This window comes from Streptomyces sp. NPDC093252 (genome assembly GCF_040683675.1).
GTDB lineage: Bacteria > Actinomycetota > Actinomycetes > Streptomycetales > Streptomycetaceae > Streptomyces.
Window position 1 is genome coordinate 360,256 of sequence record NZ_JBFBEM010000009.1, and the last position, 18,975, is coordinate 379,230.

At 73.6% G+C, this 18,975-nt stretch carries 19 protein-coding genes and 1 pseudogene; 15 read left to right on the forward strand and 5 right to left on the reverse strand.

What is annotated here, in order from left to right; genetic code table 11:
- Positions 1-16: 16 nt before the first annotated feature.
- On the reverse strand, positions 17-637 hold the full coding sequence (locus AB0O01_RS21290) for a malonic semialdehyde reductase (RefSeq protein WP_365315407.1): 621 nt from the start codon (positions 635-637) through the stop codon (positions 17-19).
- A 385-nt stretch (positions 638-1,022) separates the two neighbouring features.
- Between AB0O01_RS21290 and AB0O01_RS21295 the strand changes: the two genes are divergently transcribed.
- From AB0O01_RS21295 to AB0O01_RS21325, 7 genes are all read left to right on the forward strand, one after another.
- Positions 1,023-1,424 (forward strand): helix-turn-helix domain-containing protein, encoded by a 402-nt coding sequence (locus AB0O01_RS21295; RefSeq protein WP_365315409.1) that lies wholly within the window; start codon positions 1,023-1,025, stop codon positions 1,422-1,424.
- A gap of 227 nt (positions 1,425-1,651) precedes the next feature.
- On the forward strand, positions 1,652-2,767 hold the full coding sequence (locus tag AB0O01_RS21300) for a PP2C family protein-serine/threonine phosphatase (protein ID WP_365315411.1): 1,116 nt from the start codon (positions 1,652-1,654) through the stop codon (positions 2,765-2,767).
- Positions 2,764-2,916, forward strand: coding sequence for a hypothetical protein (locus tag AB0O01_RS21305; RefSeq protein WP_365315413.1), 153 nt, complete (start codon positions 2,764-2,766; stop codon positions 2,914-2,916). Before AB0O01_RS21300 ends, AB0O01_RS21305 begins: the two co-directional genes overlap by 4 nt.
- 70 nt (positions 2,917-2,986) lie before the next feature.
- The gene (locus AB0O01_RS21310; RefSeq protein WP_365315415.1) at positions 2,987-4,699 is read left to right on the forward strand and encodes a SulP family inorganic anion transporter; all 1,713 of its coding nucleotides are present in this window, start codon (positions 2,987-2,989) and stop codon (positions 4,697-4,699) included.
- A 241-nt stretch (positions 4,700-4,940) separates the two neighbouring features.
- Complete coding sequence (locus AB0O01_RS21315) at positions 4,941-5,291, forward strand: YciI family protein (RefSeq protein WP_365315416.1); 351 nt, start codon at positions 4,941-4,943, stop codon at positions 5,289-5,291.
- The gene (locus tag AB0O01_RS21320; protein WP_365315489.1) at positions 5,288-5,617 is read left to right on the forward strand and encodes a sigma factor; all 330 of its coding nucleotides are present in this window, start codon (positions 5,288-5,290) and stop codon (positions 5,615-5,617) included. Before AB0O01_RS21315 ends, AB0O01_RS21320 begins: the two co-directional genes overlap by 4 nt.
- Before the next feature lie 194 nt (positions 5,618-5,811).
- A complete protein-coding gene (locus AB0O01_RS21325; protein ID WP_365315418.1) occupies positions 5,812-6,279 on the forward strand; it encodes a helix-turn-helix domain-containing protein in 468 nt (155 codons plus the stop codon).
- A gap of 17 nt (positions 6,280-6,296) precedes the next feature.
- Here AB0O01_RS21325 and AB0O01_RS21330 read toward each other — a convergent pair whose 3' ends face one another.
- Complete coding sequence (locus AB0O01_RS21330; protein ID WP_365315420.1) at positions 6,297-7,379, reverse strand: LLM class flavin-dependent oxidoreductase; 1,083 nt, start codon at positions 7,377-7,379, stop codon at positions 6,297-6,299.
- A 181-nt stretch (positions 7,380-7,560) separates the two neighbouring features.
- Here AB0O01_RS21330 and AB0O01_RS21335 point away from each other — a divergent pair, with 181 nt between their 5' ends.
- Together AB0O01_RS21335 and AB0O01_RS21340 are read left to right on the forward strand one after the other, a co-directional pair.
- Entirely contained in the window at positions 7,561-7,932 is a 372-nt protein-coding gene (locus AB0O01_RS21335) for a DoxX family protein (RefSeq protein ID WP_365315421.1), read from the forward strand.
- A 183-nt stretch (positions 7,933-8,115) separates the two neighbouring features.
- A complete protein-coding gene (locus tag AB0O01_RS21340; protein WP_365315423.1) occupies positions 8,116-8,544 on the forward strand; it encodes a hypothetical protein in 429 nt (142 codons plus the stop codon).
- 79 nt (positions 8,545-8,623) lie between these two features.
- Here the strand turns inward: AB0O01_RS21340 and AB0O01_RS21345 are convergent, their stop codons facing one another.
- The 3 genes and pseudogenes from AB0O01_RS21345 to AB0O01_RS21355 form a co-directional block, all read right to left on the reverse strand.
- Positions 8,624-9,583: an alpha/beta hydrolase gene (locus AB0O01_RS21345; protein ID WP_365315424.1), complete on the reverse strand. Its 960-nt coding sequence runs from the start codon at positions 9,581-9,583 to the stop codon at positions 8,624-8,626.
- A 487-nt stretch (positions 9,584-10,070) separates the two neighbouring features.
- A pseudogene (locus AB0O01_RS21350) lies at positions 10,071-11,040 on the reverse strand (PhzF family phenazine biosynthesis isomerase).
- Positions 11,041-11,167: 127 nt separating this feature from the next.
- Entirely contained in the window at positions 11,168-11,770 is a 603-nt protein-coding gene (locus tag AB0O01_RS21355) for a helix-turn-helix domain-containing protein (protein WP_365315426.1), read from the reverse strand.
- Between the two features lie 110 nt (positions 11,771-11,880).
- On the opposite strand from AB0O01_RS21355, the gene AB0O01_RS21360 reads away from it, so the two are divergent.
- The 6 genes from AB0O01_RS21360 to AB0O01_RS21385 all read left to right on the forward strand — a co-directional run bounded on the left by AB0O01_RS21360 (position 11,881) and on the right by AB0O01_RS21385 (position 18,969).
- Entirely contained in the window at positions 11,881-12,663 is a 783-nt protein-coding gene (locus tag AB0O01_RS21360) for a hypothetical protein (RefSeq protein ID WP_365315428.1), read from the forward strand.
- A gap of 94 nt (positions 12,664-12,757) precedes the next feature.
- Complete coding sequence (locus tag AB0O01_RS21365) at positions 12,758-13,705, forward strand: zinc-binding dehydrogenase (protein ID WP_365315430.1); 948 nt, start codon at positions 12,758-12,760, stop codon at positions 13,703-13,705.
- Between the two features lie 92 nt (positions 13,706-13,797).
- Entirely contained in the window at positions 13,798-14,835 is a 1,038-nt protein-coding gene (locus tag AB0O01_RS21370) for an LLM class flavin-dependent oxidoreductase (protein WP_365315432.1), read from the forward strand.
- On the forward strand, positions 14,832-15,935 hold the full coding sequence (locus tag AB0O01_RS21375) for an alkene reductase (RefSeq protein WP_365315434.1): 1,104 nt from the start codon (positions 14,832-14,834) through the stop codon (positions 15,933-15,935). The genes AB0O01_RS21370 and AB0O01_RS21375 overlap by 4 nt, the downstream gene beginning before the upstream one ends.
- 204 nt (positions 15,936-16,139) lie before the next feature.
- Positions 16,140-17,621 (forward strand): aldehyde dehydrogenase family protein, encoded by a 1,482-nt coding sequence (locus tag AB0O01_RS21380; protein WP_365315435.1) that lies wholly within the window; start codon positions 16,140-16,142, stop codon positions 17,619-17,621.
- Positions 17,622-17,721: 100 nt separating this feature from the next.
- Complete coding sequence (locus AB0O01_RS21385) at positions 17,722-18,969, forward strand: acyl-CoA dehydrogenase family protein (protein ID WP_365315436.1); 1,248 nt, start codon at positions 17,722-17,724, stop codon at positions 18,967-18,969.
- Positions 18,970-18,975: the final 6 nt, after the last annotated feature.

Sequence of the window (18,975 nt, forward strand, 5' to 3'; positions counted from 1 at the left end):
ACTCCCCGCGGATCGGTCAGACAAAGGTCGTGAACTGCTCGAACGTGAGCCGCGGCAGCCGGGGGAAGAACGCGTCGGGGCCCGGCTGCCCCAGATTCACCACCAGCAGCGACTCGTCCCGGCCGTCGGGGAAGAACGCGCGGTCGACCCCGGCGGCGTCGAATCCCAGCATCGGCCCGACCGACAGGCCCGCGGCCCGCGCGGCCAGGATGAAGTAGCCGATCTGGAGTGTCGCGTTGAACCGCGCCGACTCCCTGCGCCCCACCGGCTCGGCGAACACCTCGCGCGCGTTCGGGGCGTGCGGGAACAGCGCGGGCAGCAGTTCGTCGAAGCGCAGGTCGGCCGCCAGGATCAGTACAGTGGGCGCGGCGGCCGTCTTCTCCCGGTTCCTGCCGTCCATGTGCGCGAGCAGCCGTTCCCTGGCCCCGGGCGAGCGCAGGACCACCATCCGCAGCGGCTGCTGGTTCATCGAGGTGGGGGCGAATCGCAGCAGGTCGTGGATCGCCTCCAGCCGGGCGTCGGTCACCGGCTCGTCGGTGAAGGTGTTGGGGGTGCGGGCTTCGCGGAAGAGGAGGTCCTGCGCCTTCGGGTCGAGCGCGAGCTGCGTCAGCAGACCTGTGGACGTGTTGCTCTGCACGGCTCCTCCGTGGGTAGCGTTGCGTCATTGATGTGCGGATGGTCCCGGGGCGGCGCCACACGGCGGGAGACGCGTCGGAACGAAGCGCCGGCAGCCGGACGCCTCCGGTCCCGCGGGGCCCTCGGCCACGTGGTCACCAGGTCACGTGGTCAGCAGTTCACCAGTTCACCAGGTCACCTGGTGACGGGACCACGGTGTCAGCCGCCGTAGTGATGAGTCTGAAGGGTGTGCTCCCATGCCGGAAGAAGGCACTTCAATGTGGGGAACGAACATCGATGTTCCCTCCGGGGGCCGGGACCGGACTCCTTCCCCGGGCCCGAAACAGGTTTCCTCCGGAGGCCCGGAGCAGGTTCTCTCCAGGGGGCCGGAGCAGATCAACGCCTGGATGCGCGACATCCTCGCCCGGGTGAACGACAAGTGGGGCGTCCTGATCCTCGGTGTGCTCAGCGACGGCCCCCGGCGCTACGCGGAACTCACCCGGCTGCTGCCGGACACCTCCGACCGGATGCTCACGCTCAGCCTGCGCAAGCTGGAGCGGGACGGCCTGGTGGTGCGGACCGTCACCCCCTCCACACCGCCCCGCGTCGACTACGCCCTGTCCGCCGTCGGCATGTCGCTGCATCTCCAGCTCGCCCAGCTCATCGGCTGGGTGCTCGAACACCAGGACTACGTCCGTGACAGCCGCAGCCGCTACGACCGGGCGCACGGGGGCGGGGACCGGGGCGAGGGTGGGGGCCGGGGTGGGGACCGGGGCGAGGGTGGGGGTGGGGGCGCCGACGGCCGCTGAGCGGACCGGGCCGCAGCCAGTACCGTACGGGCGCCGCCCCCGCCGCCCCGCCGCTCAAGCTCGGTCGCCGTTCGGGCCCGGTCGCCGTTCGGGCCCGGTCGCCGGTGGTCCGCCGACCGGGACGCCGTCCAGGTGCCACCATGGGTGGGTCGGGAGTGTTCACCCCGTTCCCCGCTCCGCCGGGAGCGGCTCGACCAGGGTTGTTCGCGGGCCCCGTGGAGGCCGGTATGGCTGTGTCGCCGACCATGCGACGGCTGGTGGCGGTGTACCCGTACGTGGGGCTCGTGGTCGTGGTGGCCGTCGATCTCGGGCTCGGTCCGGTGCTGAACTTCCTGGCCGCCTACTCCATCGCCCCGGCCCTGGCGGCGGCGAACGACCGGCCTCGTCGGGTGCTGTGGGTGGGCGCCGTCGCGCTGGGGGTCTGTCTCGCGACGGCGGGGCTGGGAGGGGTGACGGGTGCGTCGCGCTCCGTGGTCGCCTATGTCACCGTGGTGAGTGTGACGCTGGCGGCGGCGTACGGCGCGGTGCTGCGGCAGCGGCTGGAACGGGACCGGGCGCGTGCCCGGCGGGAGCTGGCGGAGCTGGCGCCGGTCGCGCTGGTGGCGCGGCAGGTGGCGTTCGAGCCGGTGCCCACCCGGATCGGCAGTCTGGAGCTGGCCGCCTCGTACACGACCGCGGGCCGGGTCGTGCCGATGGGGGGCGACTTCTACGGTGTGGTGACCATGCCGACCGGGGTCCGGATCGCCGTCGGCGATGTGCAGGGCAAGGGTCTGGAGGCCGCCTGGGCCGCCTCGCGCGTGCTGGCGGCGTTCCGCGAGGCGGCGCCCTATGTGGAGAGCCTCGGCCGGGTCGCGGAGCGCATGGAGCTGGCCCTGGGCCGCGACCGGGCGAACGAGCGCTTCGTCACGGTGGTCCTCGCGGAGTGCGGATACGACGGCGAGGCCCGGATCCTGAACTTCGGGCACCTTCCCCCGCTGCTCCGCACCGCGGACCGGCGGACCGTCTTCATCGAGTCCGCGCTGCCCGGGGTCCCGATGGGCCTCGGTGATCTGACCCGGGACCACCGGCCCGGACGCCGTACGGTCCATCTGCGGCAGGGCGACCGGATGCTGCTGTACACCGACGGCACCGTCGAGGCCCGCGACGCCGAGGGACGGTTCTTTCCCCTCGCCGACCACGCCCACCTCCTGGACGGCAGCCATCCCACCGCCGCGCTGGACGGGATCGGGCGGGCGGTGGCGGCGTTCAGCCACGGTGCCGCCGACGATGACGCCGCGCTGGTTCTGGTGGGGCTGTGCCCGCCCGGTGGGGAGCGTGCGGAGGCCGCCCTCAGGGACGGGTGATCGGTTCGGCGGTCCCCGAGCAGGGACGGGTGATCGGACCGGCGGTCCCCGAGCAGGGGCCGGTGATCGTGCCGACGGTCGCCGAGCAGGGCTGGGTGATCGGGTCGGCGGTCGCCGGGAACGGGGCCGACGAGACCTTCTTCACCTGACCTGATGGACGGAACGTGTCGCGGTGCCGCCCGCAGGCCGTCGGAGGGGGTCTCTCTGTCATGGTTGAGTGTGATTTCTGATGGCCCATCAGGAGGTGGCCGACCCCGCTCATCGTGGTCCTGGCTGCCCGGCCACCGGCCCCGGCGGCCCGGCAAGGACACCGTCGGGGCGCTGACCGCCTGGGCGCTGATCGTGCCCGAGTGCGTGGCGTACGCGCAGATCGCCGGAGTGCCGCCGCAGAACGCCTTCTACGCGGCGCCGGTCGCCCTGCTCGCCTACGCGCTGCTCGGCACCTCGCGGTTCCTGATCGTCGGCGCCACCTCCGCCGCCGCGGTGCTGTCGGCGGCGACCGTGGCCGAGGTGTCGTCGGACCCGGGGCGGGCCGTCGCCCTGTCGGCGGCGCTGGCGATGCTCACCGGCGGGGTACTGGTGGTGGCGGGCGTCGCCCGGCTGGGGTTCCTGGCCGCGTTCCTCGCCGAACCCGCCCTCGTGGGTTTCCTGTTCGGGATGGCGCTGACCATCATCGTCCGGCAGGCCGCCAAGATCCTCGGGATCCCCGGCGGGGACGGGGACTTCTTCGCCCGGCTGTGGCATCTGCTCGCGCACGCGGGTGACTGGAGCGCCGCGACGATCGCCGTCGGCGCCGCCGCGCTGGTCGCGCTCCTCGCGCTGGAGCGGTGGCTGCCCCGGCTGCCCGCCGCGCTGCTGGTGCTGGCCGCGGGCACCGCCGTGTCCGCCGCCTTCGCCCTCGACCGCCACGGCGTCGACACGGTCGGCGAGATCCCCGCCGCCGTGCCGGTCCCGGGCTGGCCGGAGCTGCCCGCGAGTGACTGGCTCGCCCTGACGGCGGGGGCGTTCGGCCTCGCCCTCGTCGTCTTCGCGGAGAGCTACTCCATCGCCGGGCGCTTCGCCCGCGACCACGGCGACACCGTCGACGCGAACCGGGAGATGGCCGCCACCGGCGCCGCCAACCTCGCGGCGGGCCTGTTCAAGGGTTTCGCCGTCTCCGGCAGCGCGTCCCGCACCGCGGCGGCCGAAGCCTCCGGCGGGACCAGCCAGTTGGTCTCGGTGATCGCCGCCGCGCTCATCCTCGTCACCGGGGCCTTTCTGACCCCCGTCTTCACCGACCTGCCCGAGGCCGTCCTGGGCGCCATCGTCGTCGTCGCCGTACGGGGGTTCCTCCGCGTCGGCGAGCTGCGCCGCTACTGGCGGCTCGACCGGGCGGGCCTCGCCATCGCGGTGACGGCGCTCGTCGGTGTCCTGGTCTTCGATCTGCTGCCGGGGCTGCTCCTCGCCGCCGCGCTGTCGCTGATCCTCTTCATCGCCTACTCCTCCCGGCCGCGCATCGCCGTCCTCGGTCATCTCCCGGCCACGTCCACCTGGGGGAGCGTCGAGGACCAGCCCGACGCGGTCACCACACCCGGGGTGCTCGTCGTCCGGCCCGACGGCCAGCTCTTCTTCGGCAACGCCGAGCGCCTCAAGGACGCCGTGCGCGACCAGGTCCGCCGCACCGAGCCGCGTCCGCACACCGTCGTCCTCAGCCTCGTCGCCAGCTACCGCCTCGGCGTCCCCGTCCTGGACACCCTCGACGACCTGCGCACCGAACTCGCCCAGCGGGACATCGCCCTGCGGCTCGCCCGCGTGCACACCACCACCGCCGGACATGTGGACGCGCACGCCCTCGGCCGCGCCCTCGGCCCGGACCGCATCCACCCGACCGTGGCCGACGCCGTCCGGGCGGCGGGGGGCCGCGCGGCGTCCGGGCCGCCGCCGTCCGGATGAACGACGGGCCGGGCGCGGTGCGGGACGACGCCTCGCGCGGGAAGGGAAGCAGGACACCGGGCCAGGGCCGCGCACGCCACCGCGCAGCCCCGCGGACCACCAGGGACATCCCCCCGCCCCGCCCGCCGCGCCCGCCCCGCCCGCCGCGGAAAATCACCTGCCCTACCCTGTCGAAATCCCACCGGCGTGCGCGTCGACCCGGTGAGAGGCGGAACGGCCGCCGCAGCCGAAAGGTGATGTCATGCGCTACATCCTCATGTCCCACGTCGACGATTCCACCCTGGCGGGGATGGCGCCGGAGGCGGTCCGGGCGACGATGGAGCGGTTCGTGTCCTTCACCCGGGCACTGGCCGATTCCGGGGTGCTGCGGGGCGCGGAGCAGCTCCAGCCCGCCGACACCGCGACCACCGTACGCAACCGGCAGGGTGAGGTCCTGCTCACCGACGGCCCCCATGCCGAGCTGACCGAGTCCTTCGGCGGGTTCTGGATCGTCGAGACGCCCGACCTGGACGGCGTGCTGAAGTACGCGGCCGACTGCCCGGCCGCCGACTTCGGCTCGGTCGAGGTCCATCCCCTGACCGAGCTGGGCTGAACCCGGTCTCCGGCCCGGTCGGGACCGCCGTCGAAGAGGTCTACCGAAAGGAGTGGCCGGCGCTGGTGGCCACCCTGGCCCGGTGGACCGGGGATCTCGACCGGGCCGAGGACGCCGCCGCCGAGGCGTTCGCGGCGGCCTTCGAGACCTGGCCCCGCGACGGGATCCCCGCCCGGCCCGGCGCCTGGCTGCACACCACCGCCCGCCGCAAGGTCCTCGACCGGCTGCGCCGCGACCGGCTCGCCGTCGGCAGGCTCGCCGCCTGCTCGCCCTGCGCGCCGAACTCACCGCCGCCCTCGGCCGGACCGCCGAGGCCCGCCGGCTGATGCACGGGGCGATCCGGACAGCCCGCAATGACACCGAACGCCGGCACTTGCGGCGCCGCCTCGACACCTGGGCGCAGCCGGGCGCCTGAGGCCGGGGCACGGGGCGGTGCTGGTGCCGGTGATGTGCCGCGGCATCGGCCACCCCCGGAACATCCCACGAAGGTGACACATCAACCCCGGCGTACCCTGGCGCCATGGACAGCACCCCGCACTGGCTCGACCAGAAGGAATACGCCGCCTGGCGCCAGTTCATCCGTATGCAGGAGAAGCTGGTCGGCCGGCTCGCCCGGCAGGTGCAGGCCGAGTCCAGTCTGTCGGCCGCCGACTACACGGTGCTCGTCGAGCTGACCGATGTACCGGACGGCAGGCTGCGGTTCATGGATCTGGTCAGGGCCGTCGAGTGGGAGAAGAGCCGGATGTCCCACCAGATCACCCGGATGGTGAAGCGGGGGCTGGTGGCCCGGGAGGAGTGCCCGGAGGACGGGCGCGGCGCGCTGACGGTCATCACCGCGGCGGGGCGCGCCGCCATCGCCGAGGCGGCGCCCCGGCATGTCGACGCGGTACGCCGCTACTTCATCGACGCCCTCACCCCCGAGGAACTCGCCTCGGTCGCCCATATCTCGCGGCGCGTCCTCGACCACCTGGAGAAGCTGCCGGACTGAGGGGCCGCGCCCGATGCCTAGGGCCGGTCGTGCCGGGTGGCGAGCAGGGAGCTGTGGGTCGGCGCGTCGGGCATCTCCGGCGGGCGGGTGCGGGCGAACTCCGCGCGCAGCACCGGGACGACCTCCTCCCCGAGCAGGTCGAGCTGCTCCAGGACGGTCTTCAGCGGCACGCCCGAGGAGTCCACGCTGAAGAGCTGACGCTGGTAGTCGCCCGCGTACTCCCGGAAGGCCAGCGTCTTCTCGATGACCTGCTGCGGGGTGCCGACGGTGAGCGGGGTCGCCGCCATGTACTCCTCCAGGGACGGCCCGCCGCCCATCACGGGCGAGTTGTCGAAGTACGGGCGGTACTCCCGGACCGCGTCCTGCGACGTCCTCCGCATGAAGACATGCCCGCCGAGCCCGACGATCGCCTGCTCGGGCGTCCCGTGCCCGTAGTGCGCGTAGCGGCGGCGGTACAGCTCGACCATCCGCCGGGTGTGCTCGGGGGGCCAGAGGATGTTGTTGTGGAAGAAGCCGTCTCCGTAGTAGGCGGCCTGCTCGGCGATCTCCGGCGACCGGATCGACCCGTGCCAGACGAACGGCGCCACCCCGTCCAGCGGACGCGGTGTCGAGGTGAAGCCCTGGAGAGGTGTACGGAACTTCCCCTCCCAGTCGACGACGTCCTCGCGCCACAGCCGCCGCAGCAGGGCGTAGTTCTCGACGGCGAGGTTGATGCCCTCCCGGATGTCCTGCCCGAACCACGGATAGACCGGCCCGGTGTTCCCGCGCCCCAGCATCAGGTCCACCCGCCCGTCGGCCAGGTGCTGGAGCATCGCGTAGTCCTCGGCGATCTTCACCGGGTCATTGGTGGTGATCAGCGTCGTCGACGTGGACAGGATGATGCGTTCGGTGCGGGCGGCGATCCAGCCCAGCAGCGTGGTCGGCGACGAGGGCACGAAGGGGCGGTTGTGGTGCTCGCCGGTGGCGAAGACGTCGAGTCCGACCTCCTCCGCCTTCCGGGCGATCGTCACCAGCGCCTTGATCCGCTCGTGCTCGGTGGGCGCACGGCCGGTGTGCGGGTCGACGGCGACATCACCGACGGTGAAGATGCCGAGCTGCATGGCGACCACTCCTTTTAGTTGATACATCAACCATATAGCCACAGCTTACCCGCCGCGAGCCCCTTGTTGACACATCAACCAGACGGATCTAACGTCTTCTGTTGAATCATCAACCAATACGGGTGAAGGGTCGGCCGGCGCACGCGCGGGACGCACCGAACACTTCGGAAGGACACCTCTCGTGTACATCGCCGCTGCCACGCTCAGCGTGATCCTGGCCCTGGCGTCCGCCGCCGCGGGCGGGCCGAAGGCCCTGCTCAAGGGGGATGTTCCCGCCGCCCTCCAGTCCCACATGGGGCTCAGCGCCGGACTGGTCCGGTTCGTCGGAGCGGCCGAGGTCGCCGCCGCCGGGGGCCTGGTCGCCGGGCTGTTCTGGCAGCCCCTGGGCATCGCCGCCGCGGCCGGATTCGCCCTCGTCATGCTCGGGGCGATCGGGTTCCACGCCAGGGCGGGTGACTACGCCGACCCCGCGCTCCGGGGCAACGCCCTGGCCCCCGTCGCCCTCGCCGTACTGGCCGTCGCCACGGCGGTGACCCTGTCCGCCGCGATGTAGGCGGGGGGGGGAGAGACCGGGCGGGTTGTCCGCGTGGCCGACGCCGACGGGTGAGCCTGCCTCGTCACTCGTCCGCCCCCTCCGGCGCGACACCGGACCCTCGCCGGGTGATCGTGAGACCCGGGGCGGAGGGGGAGGGGTGTCCGCCGTTGTGGACGGGTGAAGGGTGAAGGTGGCTTCGACATGGCAGGGAATGCCACGGCGCGCCGGGAGTCCCGTCGGCAGTCCCACCGGGCGGCCCGGTGGGCGGGAGCGGTGCTGTGCCTGGCGGTGGCCGTCATCCATGTCATCGACCAGGGCGGCATCACCGCGACACGCGACCCCTCCTACATCGGCGTCGCCTACCACGTACTGGAGATCGCCGCCCTGGTCGCGGCCCTGCTGCTGCTCCTCGGCCTCGCGCGGCCGGGCTGGCTGCTGGCGATCGGGGTCGCCGTCGGCCCCCTCCTGGGCTACCTCCTCTCCAGAGGCCCCGGACTGCCCGACTACCGCGACGACATCGGCAACTGGACGGAGCCCCTCGGCCTGGTCAGCCTCGCCGTCGAAGCCCTTCTGCTGCTGCTCGCGGTACCGCTCTTCGTGCGGAATGTGCGCGGGCCGGTCTCCTCATAGGGGGGAGGGAGGCAGTGCGGTCTCACCCGGTCGTCATGGGGGGGGAGGGAGTGCGGTCTCACCTGGTCGTCGGCTCGCGTCATCGCGCGTTCTGGCGGAGGAAACGCAGCAGCGCGGAGTTGAAGAGATCGGACCGTTCCCATTGCGGATTGTGTCCGCACTCGTCGGCCACCACCGTGCGGGCCCGGCGGAAGTGGGAGGCCAGCACCCGCTGGACCGGGGGCGGGGAGTAGAGGTCGGCGTCGCCCCAGAACAGCAGGACGGGCAGGTTGAGGGACTCCAACGCGGCCCAGTCGGGGGTGAGTTCGTACTCCTGGCGGACCCGGTTGGCGACCGCGCGGAGATGGATCTCCCGCCAGCGGGCCCCGCCCTCGGGGTCGGCGGCCCGGTACGCGGGCCCCAGTTCCCGGAACTCCTCGGGCAGGCCGTCCCAGCCGCTGTGCTCCAGGCGGTCCAGCAGGGCCCGGTACGCGGGTTCCGCCACTCCGGTGGAGCTGCCCGCGATGGTGAGGGAGCGGATCCGGCCGGGGTGGAGCAGGGCGTAGTCCAGGGCGACCCCGCCGCCCCCGGCGACTCCGGCGATGTGGAACCGTCCGAGCCCGAGGGTCCGGACGAGTTGGTGCAGGTCGGCCGCGCCGGTCCCGCCCTGGGCGGGGTCACCGGTCTCGGAGCCGTGGTAGCCGCGCCGCGAGTAGCCGATCACCCGGTATCCGGCCCGCGCCAGCACCGGCTGCTGATACGGCCAGCTCTCCCGGCTCCCGCTCGCCGGGTGCATCAGCACCACGGGCTCCCCCTTGCCGCCGGTGTCCCAGTAGCCGAGCCCGACGCCGTCCACCCGCACCACCCCCTCGACCACCGGCGCCTGCTGCGGCACCGGGATCACCTTCACCCCGTCACTCCCCCCGCCCTGCGCCGTCGCCGCCTCGGCGTCCCGCCCCGCCCCGACCGCCGCAGCGGTGCCCACCCCGACCCCGGCCCACACGACTGTCCGCCGTCCGGGCCCCGCCCATGCGGCCCCGCCTTCCGTCTCTCTGCCCATGCCATTCCTCCCTGTTCGTTCCACTACGCCACCAAGTGACCCGGTGGCGCCCTAGTATCACGACAGGGAGCGCATTCTCAGCCACGCAGGATCGGATTCATAGTTTCTTCACAGGATCGTGGGGGCGGGGTCGGCCGGGGGGTGGTGGGTTGCGGGGGCGGCTGCGGCCGGGGGTGTGGGGGAGAACGCCCTGGTCGGAGGGCAGTTGGGCCGATCGGGGTGGGGGTGGGGGGGTGAGGGGTGGCTCGCGCGGGGCGGTTCGCCGGGGCGGCATCGACGCGGACCCCGCAGGGGGCGGTGCGGCTCGAATCGCACCCTCGGCGGCGGCGTCGGGCCGTGGCCATGAGCAAGTCGGGCGAGCGGAAGCCGGTTTCGGTGGTGGATGTTGAAAATGTTGAAAGTGGTGAAAGCAGCGGGACGCGCTCAAGGTGTTGAGAGTGCTGAAAGCAGCGGGGCTCGCTGAAGGGGTTGAAGGGTGCGGGGTGGGTCAGTCGGTGGCCGGGATCCTGGCTCCCGTGCCGCTGACCCGCACCCGCGAGTCCCCCGCGCGCAGGGTCACCGTGAGCGTGCCGGGGCGGCCCAGGTCCTCGCCCTGGTGCAGGGTGAGGACGGTCTCCTCGGGGACCAGGCCCAGTTCACGGGCGTACGCCCCGAACGCGGCAGCCGCCGCACCCGTCGCCGGATCCTCGACGACCCCGCCGACGGGGAAGGAATCGCGGACCCGGAAGACGGTGGCCGACTCCCGCCACACCAACTGGAGCGTGGTCAGGTCGAGTCGGTGCATCAGCGCTTCGAGGCGGGTGAAGTCGTAGGCGAGATCCGCGAGACGGGCGCGGGTGGCCGCGGCGAGCACGAGATGGCGGGCACCGGCGAACGCGATCCGGGGCGGGAGGGCGGGGTCGAGATCGGCGGCCGGCCAGTCCAGCGCGGCGAGCGCCTCCGCGAGGTCGGGGGCGGCGATCTCCTCGATACGCGGTGCGACGCTGGTGAGCGTGGCCCGGAGGGTCCCGTTCTCCTCGGTCACCTCGACCGGCACCGTACCGGCGCGGGTCGCGAACACCAGGCTCCCGGGGCCGGTGCGCTCGGCGAGGGCGATGGCGGTGGCGATGGTCGCGTGCCCGCAGAAGGGGACCTCGGCCCGCGGGCTGAAGTACCGGATGCGGTACGCCCGCCCCTCCGCGCCGCCCTAGGGCCTGTCGTTTGGATCATCCAGGCGCGTCGGCAGGAGGGGCACCGAGCCTCATCGCCCGGATGATCCAAACGACAGGCCCTCACCCCGCCGGAGGCGCGGTCAAAAAGGCGGACTCCGAGTATCCGAGACCCGCGGCGACGGCCAGCATGTCGGCGTCGCCGAGGCCGGTGGCGTCCAGGACGACGCCCGCCGGGTTGCCGCCGCCGGGGGTGCCGGAGAACGCGGTGTAGCGCAGCACCTCGGGGCGGGGCGGGTTCGTCGTCATGACCGGGGCAACGCGGGGTGCGGCGGGGACTATTCCGGGGGCCCGGAGCGCCTGGAGAACCGCAAGCGGCTGCCCATGGGCTCAGCGGACTCCCCGGGGGCGCGGGCCCGGCCGGACGGCCCGCCCCTCACCCCGTGAACTGCTCCCACGTCGGGGCCGGTTCGGGCAGGGGGGTGGCGGTCCTCGGGGTGAGGCCGTCGAAGATGAGGGCCAGATAGCGGCGCCACAGGTCCGGCATCTCCCGGCCCAGGCTCAGCACCGCCTGGGACGCCGCGCTCAGCAGGAGCACGATGTCCAGGCCCGTGACATCGTCCCGGATCGCACCCGCCCGCCGGGCACGGGCGGCGAGGGTCTCGGCCACGTCGGCGAGGCGCTCGCGCGAGGTCCGGACGCCGGGCTCGGAGCGGGAGAGGGCGGCGGCGGCCTGGCAGAAGGAGCGGTCGCGGGCCTGGATCTCCGTACCGATCTCCATGAACTCCAGCAGGGCGGCCCCCGGGTCGGCGGCGTCGGCGAGGCGTTCCCCGGCGGCGACCAGTTCCTCCAGGCGGTCGCTGAAGATCTCGGAGAGCAGTTGCTCCTTGGTGTCGAAGTGCCGGAAGACGGTCCCCTTGGCGACCCCGGCGCGCGCCGCGATACGCGTGATCGACGCGTCCATGCCGTTCTCGGCGAATTCGGCGGTCGCGGCGTCCATCAGCAGGCGTCTGTTGCGCACGGCGTCGGCTCTCGTCATACCCCCACTCTACCTAAGCGGACCGCACGGTCATGTTGTGTGTTACGTTCTAGAACATGACCGAGCGGTCCGTTTAGCGGGCCGCCCCCTGCCCTACCAGAGGAATCACCATGGACATCCGCGGTTACGAGACCGGCCCGATCAAGGCGGAGGCCGCCTTCACCTCCGACTTCCCCCTGGACGACCGCTACTCCACCCAGGACCTCGTCGACATGCTGGAGCGCGAGCGCCCGAACATGGACATCCGCCCCGGCATGCGGCACAAGTACACGCCGCTGCGCTTCGACCCGGCCACCGGCGTCAAGTACATCGGCGGGCGCTATCTCTTCGACACCTGGGAGAACGTCCTCGACTACGACCACTTCACCAACGAGGAGCTGTTCCCCGAGCCCGGTGTGAAGTTCTGGTCCCGCTTCCCGGGTGTGGACAAGCACTACTGGCGGGTCACCGGCGCCCACGACTTCAAGCCGATGGCCACCGCCCACCACATCAACCGCTTCGAGCGCTACTCCTTCGCCTCCGCCTCCGGCGACGACGTGGAGGCCCTGCTCGCGCGGGTGTGGCCCGCGGTCCGCGACGAGGCCGAGCGGCAGGGCCTGTCGAGCGTCTGGCTGATGTTCCAGCCTGACGAGCGGCAGATCGGCATCCTCACCGTCGCCGAGAAGGCCGCCGACGCCGATGCCGCCGACCCGGCCGCCGCCGTCTCCCTCGGCCTGGAGCGCCTGGAGCGGCTCGCCCCCTTCGGCCGCCTCCTGCCCGCCGCGCTGGGCACCGAGCGGCTCATGGACCGCACGGGCCTGATCATCTCCTCCTGGCTGCCGGAGTCCCGGGCCCTCGGCGGCGCGCACTCGTCCTTCGACGTCTCCCCGCCGCACCCCGCCCCGCAGATCTGACCCACCCCACCCGTCCGGGCCCGCCGGTCGGCCGGCCGCGCCCCGTACAGCCGACCGACCGGCGGGCCCCCACAGAGCAAGGAACCCACCTCCCATGCGCGCCCTCGTCGTCGACCACTCCCTCCCGTCCTCCCTCCTCCCCCTGCGGCTCGGCACCGCCCCCGACCCCGTACCCGCCCCCCATCAGGCCCTCGTCCGGGTCACCGCGATCTCGCCCAACCCGGCCGAGTTCCGCTACGTCCTGCCCGGCGCCCCGGACGGGGCGGTGATCGGCTGGGACGCCGCCGGGATCGTCGAACGGGCCGCCGCCAACGGCTCCGGGCCACCGGCCGGCACCCCCGTCACCACCCTCGGTCTCGCCGACGGCTGGGCCGAACTGCGGGCCGTCGACACCGCCCTCATCGGCACCGTCCCCGAGGGCGCCGACCTCGGCGCGATGAGCACCCTCCCCGTCTCCGCCGGGACCGCCCTGCGCGCGCTGCGCGCCCTCGGCCCGGTCCTCGGACGCCGGGTGCTGATCACCGGGGCGACGGGCGCGGTCGGACGGTACGCCGTCCAGCTCGCCGTCCGTGCGGGCGCGCAGGTGATCGCGGCGGCCCGGAACCCCGGGGCGGGCGACGCACTGCGGGCCCTCGGCGCCGCCGAGGTCGTCACCGGGGCCGAGGAGATCACCGTGCCGGTCGACGGGGTGCTCGACCAGGTCGGCGGTCCCGGCCTCGCCGCGTCCTTCGACCGACTGGGCGAGGGCGGCACCCTCGTCCTGACCGGCGCCGCCTCCGGCTCCCCGGCCCAGTTTCCGCCCGGTGCCCTGCTGGCCGACCCGGCCCGCCACCGCCGTTCGATCGTCACCTTCTTCGAGCTGTCCGGCGACGGCGTCGACCGCGATCTCACCTGGCTGGCGTCCGAGGTGGCCGCGGGACGGCTCCGCCCGCACCTCGCCGCACGCGGCGACTGGGACGACCCCCGGACCACCGGGGACATCCTCGCCGCCGTACGCGACGGCCGCCTCGGCGGCAAGGCCGTGCTCGACGTGAGCCAGTGACCAGGAGAGCGAGGAGAGCCAGGAGCCAGCAGCCAGGCCAGCAGCCAGGACCAGAGCCAGGAGCCAAGACCAGGAGCCAGGAGCAGGAAGATATGAGCCGCACCCCCGATCGCACGCACCCCATCCCCCTCTCCGTCCTCGATCTCGCCCCCGTCCGGGCCGGACACTCGCCCGCCGAGGCGCTGGAGAACACCGTCGCGCTCGCCCGTGCCGCCGAGTCGTACGGCTACCGGCGCTTCTGGATCTCCGAGCACCACAACACCCCCGCCATGGCCAGCTCCGCGACCTCGGTCATCATCGGGCAGGTCGCCGCCGCCACCGAGCGGATCACGGTCGGCGCGGGGGGCGTCATGCTTCCCAACCACGCCCCCTACGTCGTCGCCGAGCAGTTCGGGACGCTCGCCGCCTACCACCCCGGCCGGATCGACCTCGGTCTCGGCCGGGCCCCCGGCGCCGACCCCTGGACCGCGCGGGCGCTGCGCCGCGAGCAGGGCGCGGGGGGTGACTTTCCCGGGCAGGTCGCGGAGGTGCGGGGCTATCTCGCGCCCGGTTCCGGCTCCCCCGCCCGCCGGGTGCGGGCCATTCCGGGGGAGGGGTCCGGCGTACCCGTGTACGTCCTCGGCTCCAGCACCTTCGGCGCGGCGCTCGCCGCCCGTGAGGGACTGCCGTTCGTCTTCGCCTCGCACTTCGCGCCCGACCAGCTCCGCGCCGCCCTGGCGCTGTACCGGTCCGCGTTCCGGCCGTCGGCCGTGCTGGCGAGGCCGTACGCGATGGTCGCGGCCAACGCGGTCGTCGCGGAGAGCGAGCGCGAGGCGGTGCGGATCTTCTCCTCGTTGCAGCAGAAGTTCCTGACCCATCTGCGGGGCGGTATGGAGTTCCGGCCGCCGGTCGACGACATCCACAGCCTGTGGACGCCGCAGGAGGCGGGGATCGTCGGCGCCATGCTCGCCGAGTCCCATGTCGGGACGCCGGAGACCGTCCGGCGCGGGCTCGCGGACCTCGCCGCCCGGACCGGCGCCGACGAGCTGATGATCCTCAGCGAGGCATGGGACTTCGACGCCCGGCTGCGGTCGTACGAGCTGCTGGCCCGCGCGTGGGGCACCACCGGGGGTGCGGGGAGCGCCCGGTGAGCGCGCCCGGCGCCCTCTTCGAACCGGTCCGGCTCGGCGCGCTCACCCTGCCCAACCGGATGGTCATGGCCCCGATGAGCAGGGCCCGCGCGCACCCCGACGGCACCCCGAGCGCGCTGATGGCCGCCCACTACGCCCAGCGCGCCACGGCCGGACTGATCGTCGCCGAGGGCACCCACCCCGTCCCCGGCGGTGCCCTCGGCCCGGCCGCGCCCGGTCTGTTCACCGACGCCCACCAGGAGGGGTGGGCGCGGATCGCGGACGCCGTGCACGGCGCGGGCGGGCGGATCTTCCTCCAGCTCATGCACGCGGGCCGACTGGCCCACCCCGCCTTCCTCCCCGGGGGCGTCCGCCCCGTCGCCCCCTCGGCCGTCGCCGCCGCCCGTACCCTCGTCCACACCCCCGGCGGGCGGGTACCGGCCGTCACCCCGGACGCGCTCACCGAACCGGCCCTCCACGCCCTGATCGACGCCTTCGCGCGGGCGGCGGGCCGGGCGGTGGCCGCCGGGACGGACGGCGTCGAGATCCACGCGGCCAACGGCTATCTGCTGCACCAGTTCCTCGCCGGGAACGCCAATCTCCGCACCGACCGCTGGGGCGGTGACACCGAGGGCCGCGTCCGGCTCACCGTCGAGGTCGCCCGGGCCGTCGCCGCGACGGTCGGCCCGCACCGGGTGGGGGTGCGGATCTCGCCGTCCAACCCCTTCGGCGACCTCACCGAGAGCGACCCGTACGGCACCTACACGACCCTGGCCCGCGCGCTCGCGCCGCTGGGGCTCGCGTACCTCCACCACAGCCCGACCGGGACCGAACTGGACGGCGCACTGCGGGAGTTGTGGCCGTCGGCCCTCGTGGTCACCCCGCTGTCCTGCGGCCGGGACAGGCCGCGGGCCGCCGCGCACGCCCTCGCGCACGGCGCCGACCTGGTCTCCTTCGGCCGGGACTTCCTCGCCAACCCCGACCTGGTCACCCGCTGCCGCGCCGGGGCACCGCTGAACGAGGTCCGGCCGACCGGGTTCTACGGCGGCGGCGCGGAGGGCTACACCGACTATCCGGCGCTCCCCGGGGGAGTGGGCGGGGCCGAGGGTCGCGCCGGGTGACGGGGTGGGGCCGAAGGGCTCACCGGGTGGCGGGGCGGGCCCGGGGGTGCGCGCGATGACGACTCCCCAGGTGACCGGGCGGCCCCGAAGGTGCGCGCGATGGCGACTCCCCGTGCGCCCAGTGGTGACCTCCCGCGCCCCTCCCCCGCCTAGATTTCCGCCACCGCTCCCGCCCGCCCACGCACCCCCGGAGGACGACCAGCCATGCGCACCCCCGCCCCCGCGCCCACCGTCACCGCAGGCATCCGCGCCGAGATGCTCATCGGCGGCGACTGGACCACCGGCACCACGACCACCACCTTCCCCACCCTCGACCCCGCGACCGGCGAGGTCCTCGCCGACCTCCCGGACGCGTCCGCCACGGACGTGGACGCCGCGGTGCGGGCCGCCGCGGCGGCGTTCGCCTCGCCCGACTGGGCCGGGCTGCTGCCCGCGGCCAGGGCGCGGCTGCTGCTGAAGGTGGCCGATCTGCTGGAGGAGCACGCCGGGGAACTGGCCCGGCTGGAGACCCTCGACCAGGGGCAGCCGCTCGGCGTCAGCGCCGGGTTCTCGGTGCCGAACGCGATCGAGCACTTCCGCTACTACGCCGGCTGGGTCACCAAGATCACGGGGGTCTCGTCCCCGCTCTCGATCCCCGACGCCGATCACCGGACCGTCCGCGAGCCGCTCGGCGTCTGCGGGCTGATCACCCCGTGGAACTTCCCGCTGATGATCCTGGTGTGGAAGCTGGCCCCCGCCCTCGCCACCGGCAACACCGTGGTCATCAAGCCCGCCGAGCAGACCCCGCTGTCCACCCTGAAGCTGGCCGAGCTGATCGAGCGGGCCGGGGTCCCGGCCGGGGTGGTGAACGTGGTGACCGGCGGACCGGAGACGGGCAGGGCCCTGGTCCGGCACCCCCTCGTCAAGAAGATCTCCTTCACCGGGTCCACCGCCGTCGGACGGGAGATCGGCGCCGAGTGCGGCCGGGCGCTGAAGAAGGTCTCGCTGGAGCTGGGCGGCAAGGCGCCCAGCGTGATCGCCGCCGACGCCGACCTCGACGCCGCCGTGCGGGGCAACCTGCTGGGCGGGCTCCTCAACTCCGGTCAGGTCTGCGCCGCGTACACCCGCTTCTACGTGGACCGGGCGCGGCACGACGAGTTCGCCGAGAAGCTGGCCGGGGCGGCGGCGTCGCTGCGGCTCGGCGCCGGGCTGGACCCGGCGACCCAGCTCGGCCCGCTGGTCTCGGCCGAGCAGGTCGAGCAGACCGCCCGCTATGTCGCCGTCGGCCGGGACGAGGGCGCCGAACTCCTCACCGGCGGCCACCGACCCGACACCACACCCCCCGGCGGCTTCTTCTACGCGCCGACCGTCTTCGCGGGCGTCGGCCAGGACATGCGGATCGCCCGCGAGGAGATCTTCGGCCCGGTCCTCGCCGTCCTGCCGTACGACGACCCGGAGGAGCTGGCGGGCCTGGCGAACGACTCGGAGTACGGGCTCGCCGCGGCCGTCTGGTCACGGGACATCGGCACCGCCAACCGGCTCGCCCGGCAGATCAAGGCGGGCACGGTCTGGATCAACATGATGCAGGGGCTCGACGCGGCGGCGGCCTGGGGCGGCACCAAGTCCTCGGGCATCGGCCGCGAGATGGGCTGGGAGGCCATCGAGGCGTACACCGAGACCAAGAGCATCTGGACCAGCCACCTCTGACACTTCTGACACTTCTGACACCTCTGATCACGGCCCACCACCGATACCAGCGATATCAGCGGCAGCACCGGCACCGGCAGCAGCGAGGAGCGCGCGTCCCATGGCCATAGATTTCACCCTCACGCCCGAGCAGCGGGAACTCCGCACCGAGGCACGGGACTTCGCCCAGCGGTGGCTGACCGGCGTCGGCCCCGCCACCCACGCGTTGAGCGATCCCGAGGAGCGCTGGCGGGCCACTCGGCCGATCTACGAGCAGGCCGTCGCCGAGGGCTGGCTGCGCCGGATCCTGCCCGAGCCGCTCGGCGGGGAGAGCCGGGGCATGGTGGACTTCGCCCTGGTCGCGGAGGAGTTCATCGCGGTCGACGCCAATGTGTCACTGACCCTCTTCGCGGTCACCCTCGGACTGACCCCGCTGATGGCCGCCGGCACCCCGGAGCAGTTGGCGGAGCACTTCGGCCGCTTCCTCGACCCCACCGGAGCCCCGCTCGCCGCGTTCGCCTTCAGCGAGCCCGGCGGCAGCGCCAACTACGACGCCCCCGCCCCCGCCGACGGCGTCCGCACCACCGCCGTCCTGGACGAGGCGCGCGGCGAGTGGGTCATCAACGGCCGCAAGCGGTGGGTGTCCAGCGCGGGCGGCTGGCACGGCGAGGGCCCCGACCTGCTCGCCGTGGTCTGCCGTACGAGTCCGTCCGCGCCGCCGGACGAGGCACTGTCCGTCATCCTGGTCCCCGGCCCGGTCCCCGGCCTCACCCTGGACGCCAGCCTCGATCTGCTCGGCCACCGCGCCCACCAGACCCCCGAGATCACCCTGCGGGACGTCCGGGTGCCCGCACGCCATCTGCTGGGCGCCCCGGGCTCGGGGCGGGCGATCGTGGCGGGGAGTTTCCTCCCCACGGCCGCGCTGGTGGGGGTGTTCGCGCTGGCCAGGATGCGCGCGGCCTTCGCGTACGCCCTCGCCTTCGCCCGGCGGGAGCGGCGGGCCGGGGCGGTGCCGATCATCGACCACCAGGCCGTCGGATACGCGCTGGCGGACGCCAAGTCGGCGATGGAGGCGGTGCGGTCGCTGTCCTGGCGGGCCTGCCACGCCCTGGACTCCGGCAGTCCCGCCGCCGCCGAACTCGCCCTGCACGCCAAGGTGTTCGGCTCGGAGACGGCGGTGCGGGTGGTGACCGATCTGATGCGGGTGGTCGGCATGGAGAGCTACACCCATGAGAACCCGCTGGCGGGCATCCTCCAGGACACCCTCGCCTATCCCCTCTTCGACGGCGGGAACATGGGCGTCCGGCGCCGCCAGCTCCACACGATGCTGGCCGACCCCGCCTACGACCCCGACACCACCCGGCCCTGACCCACC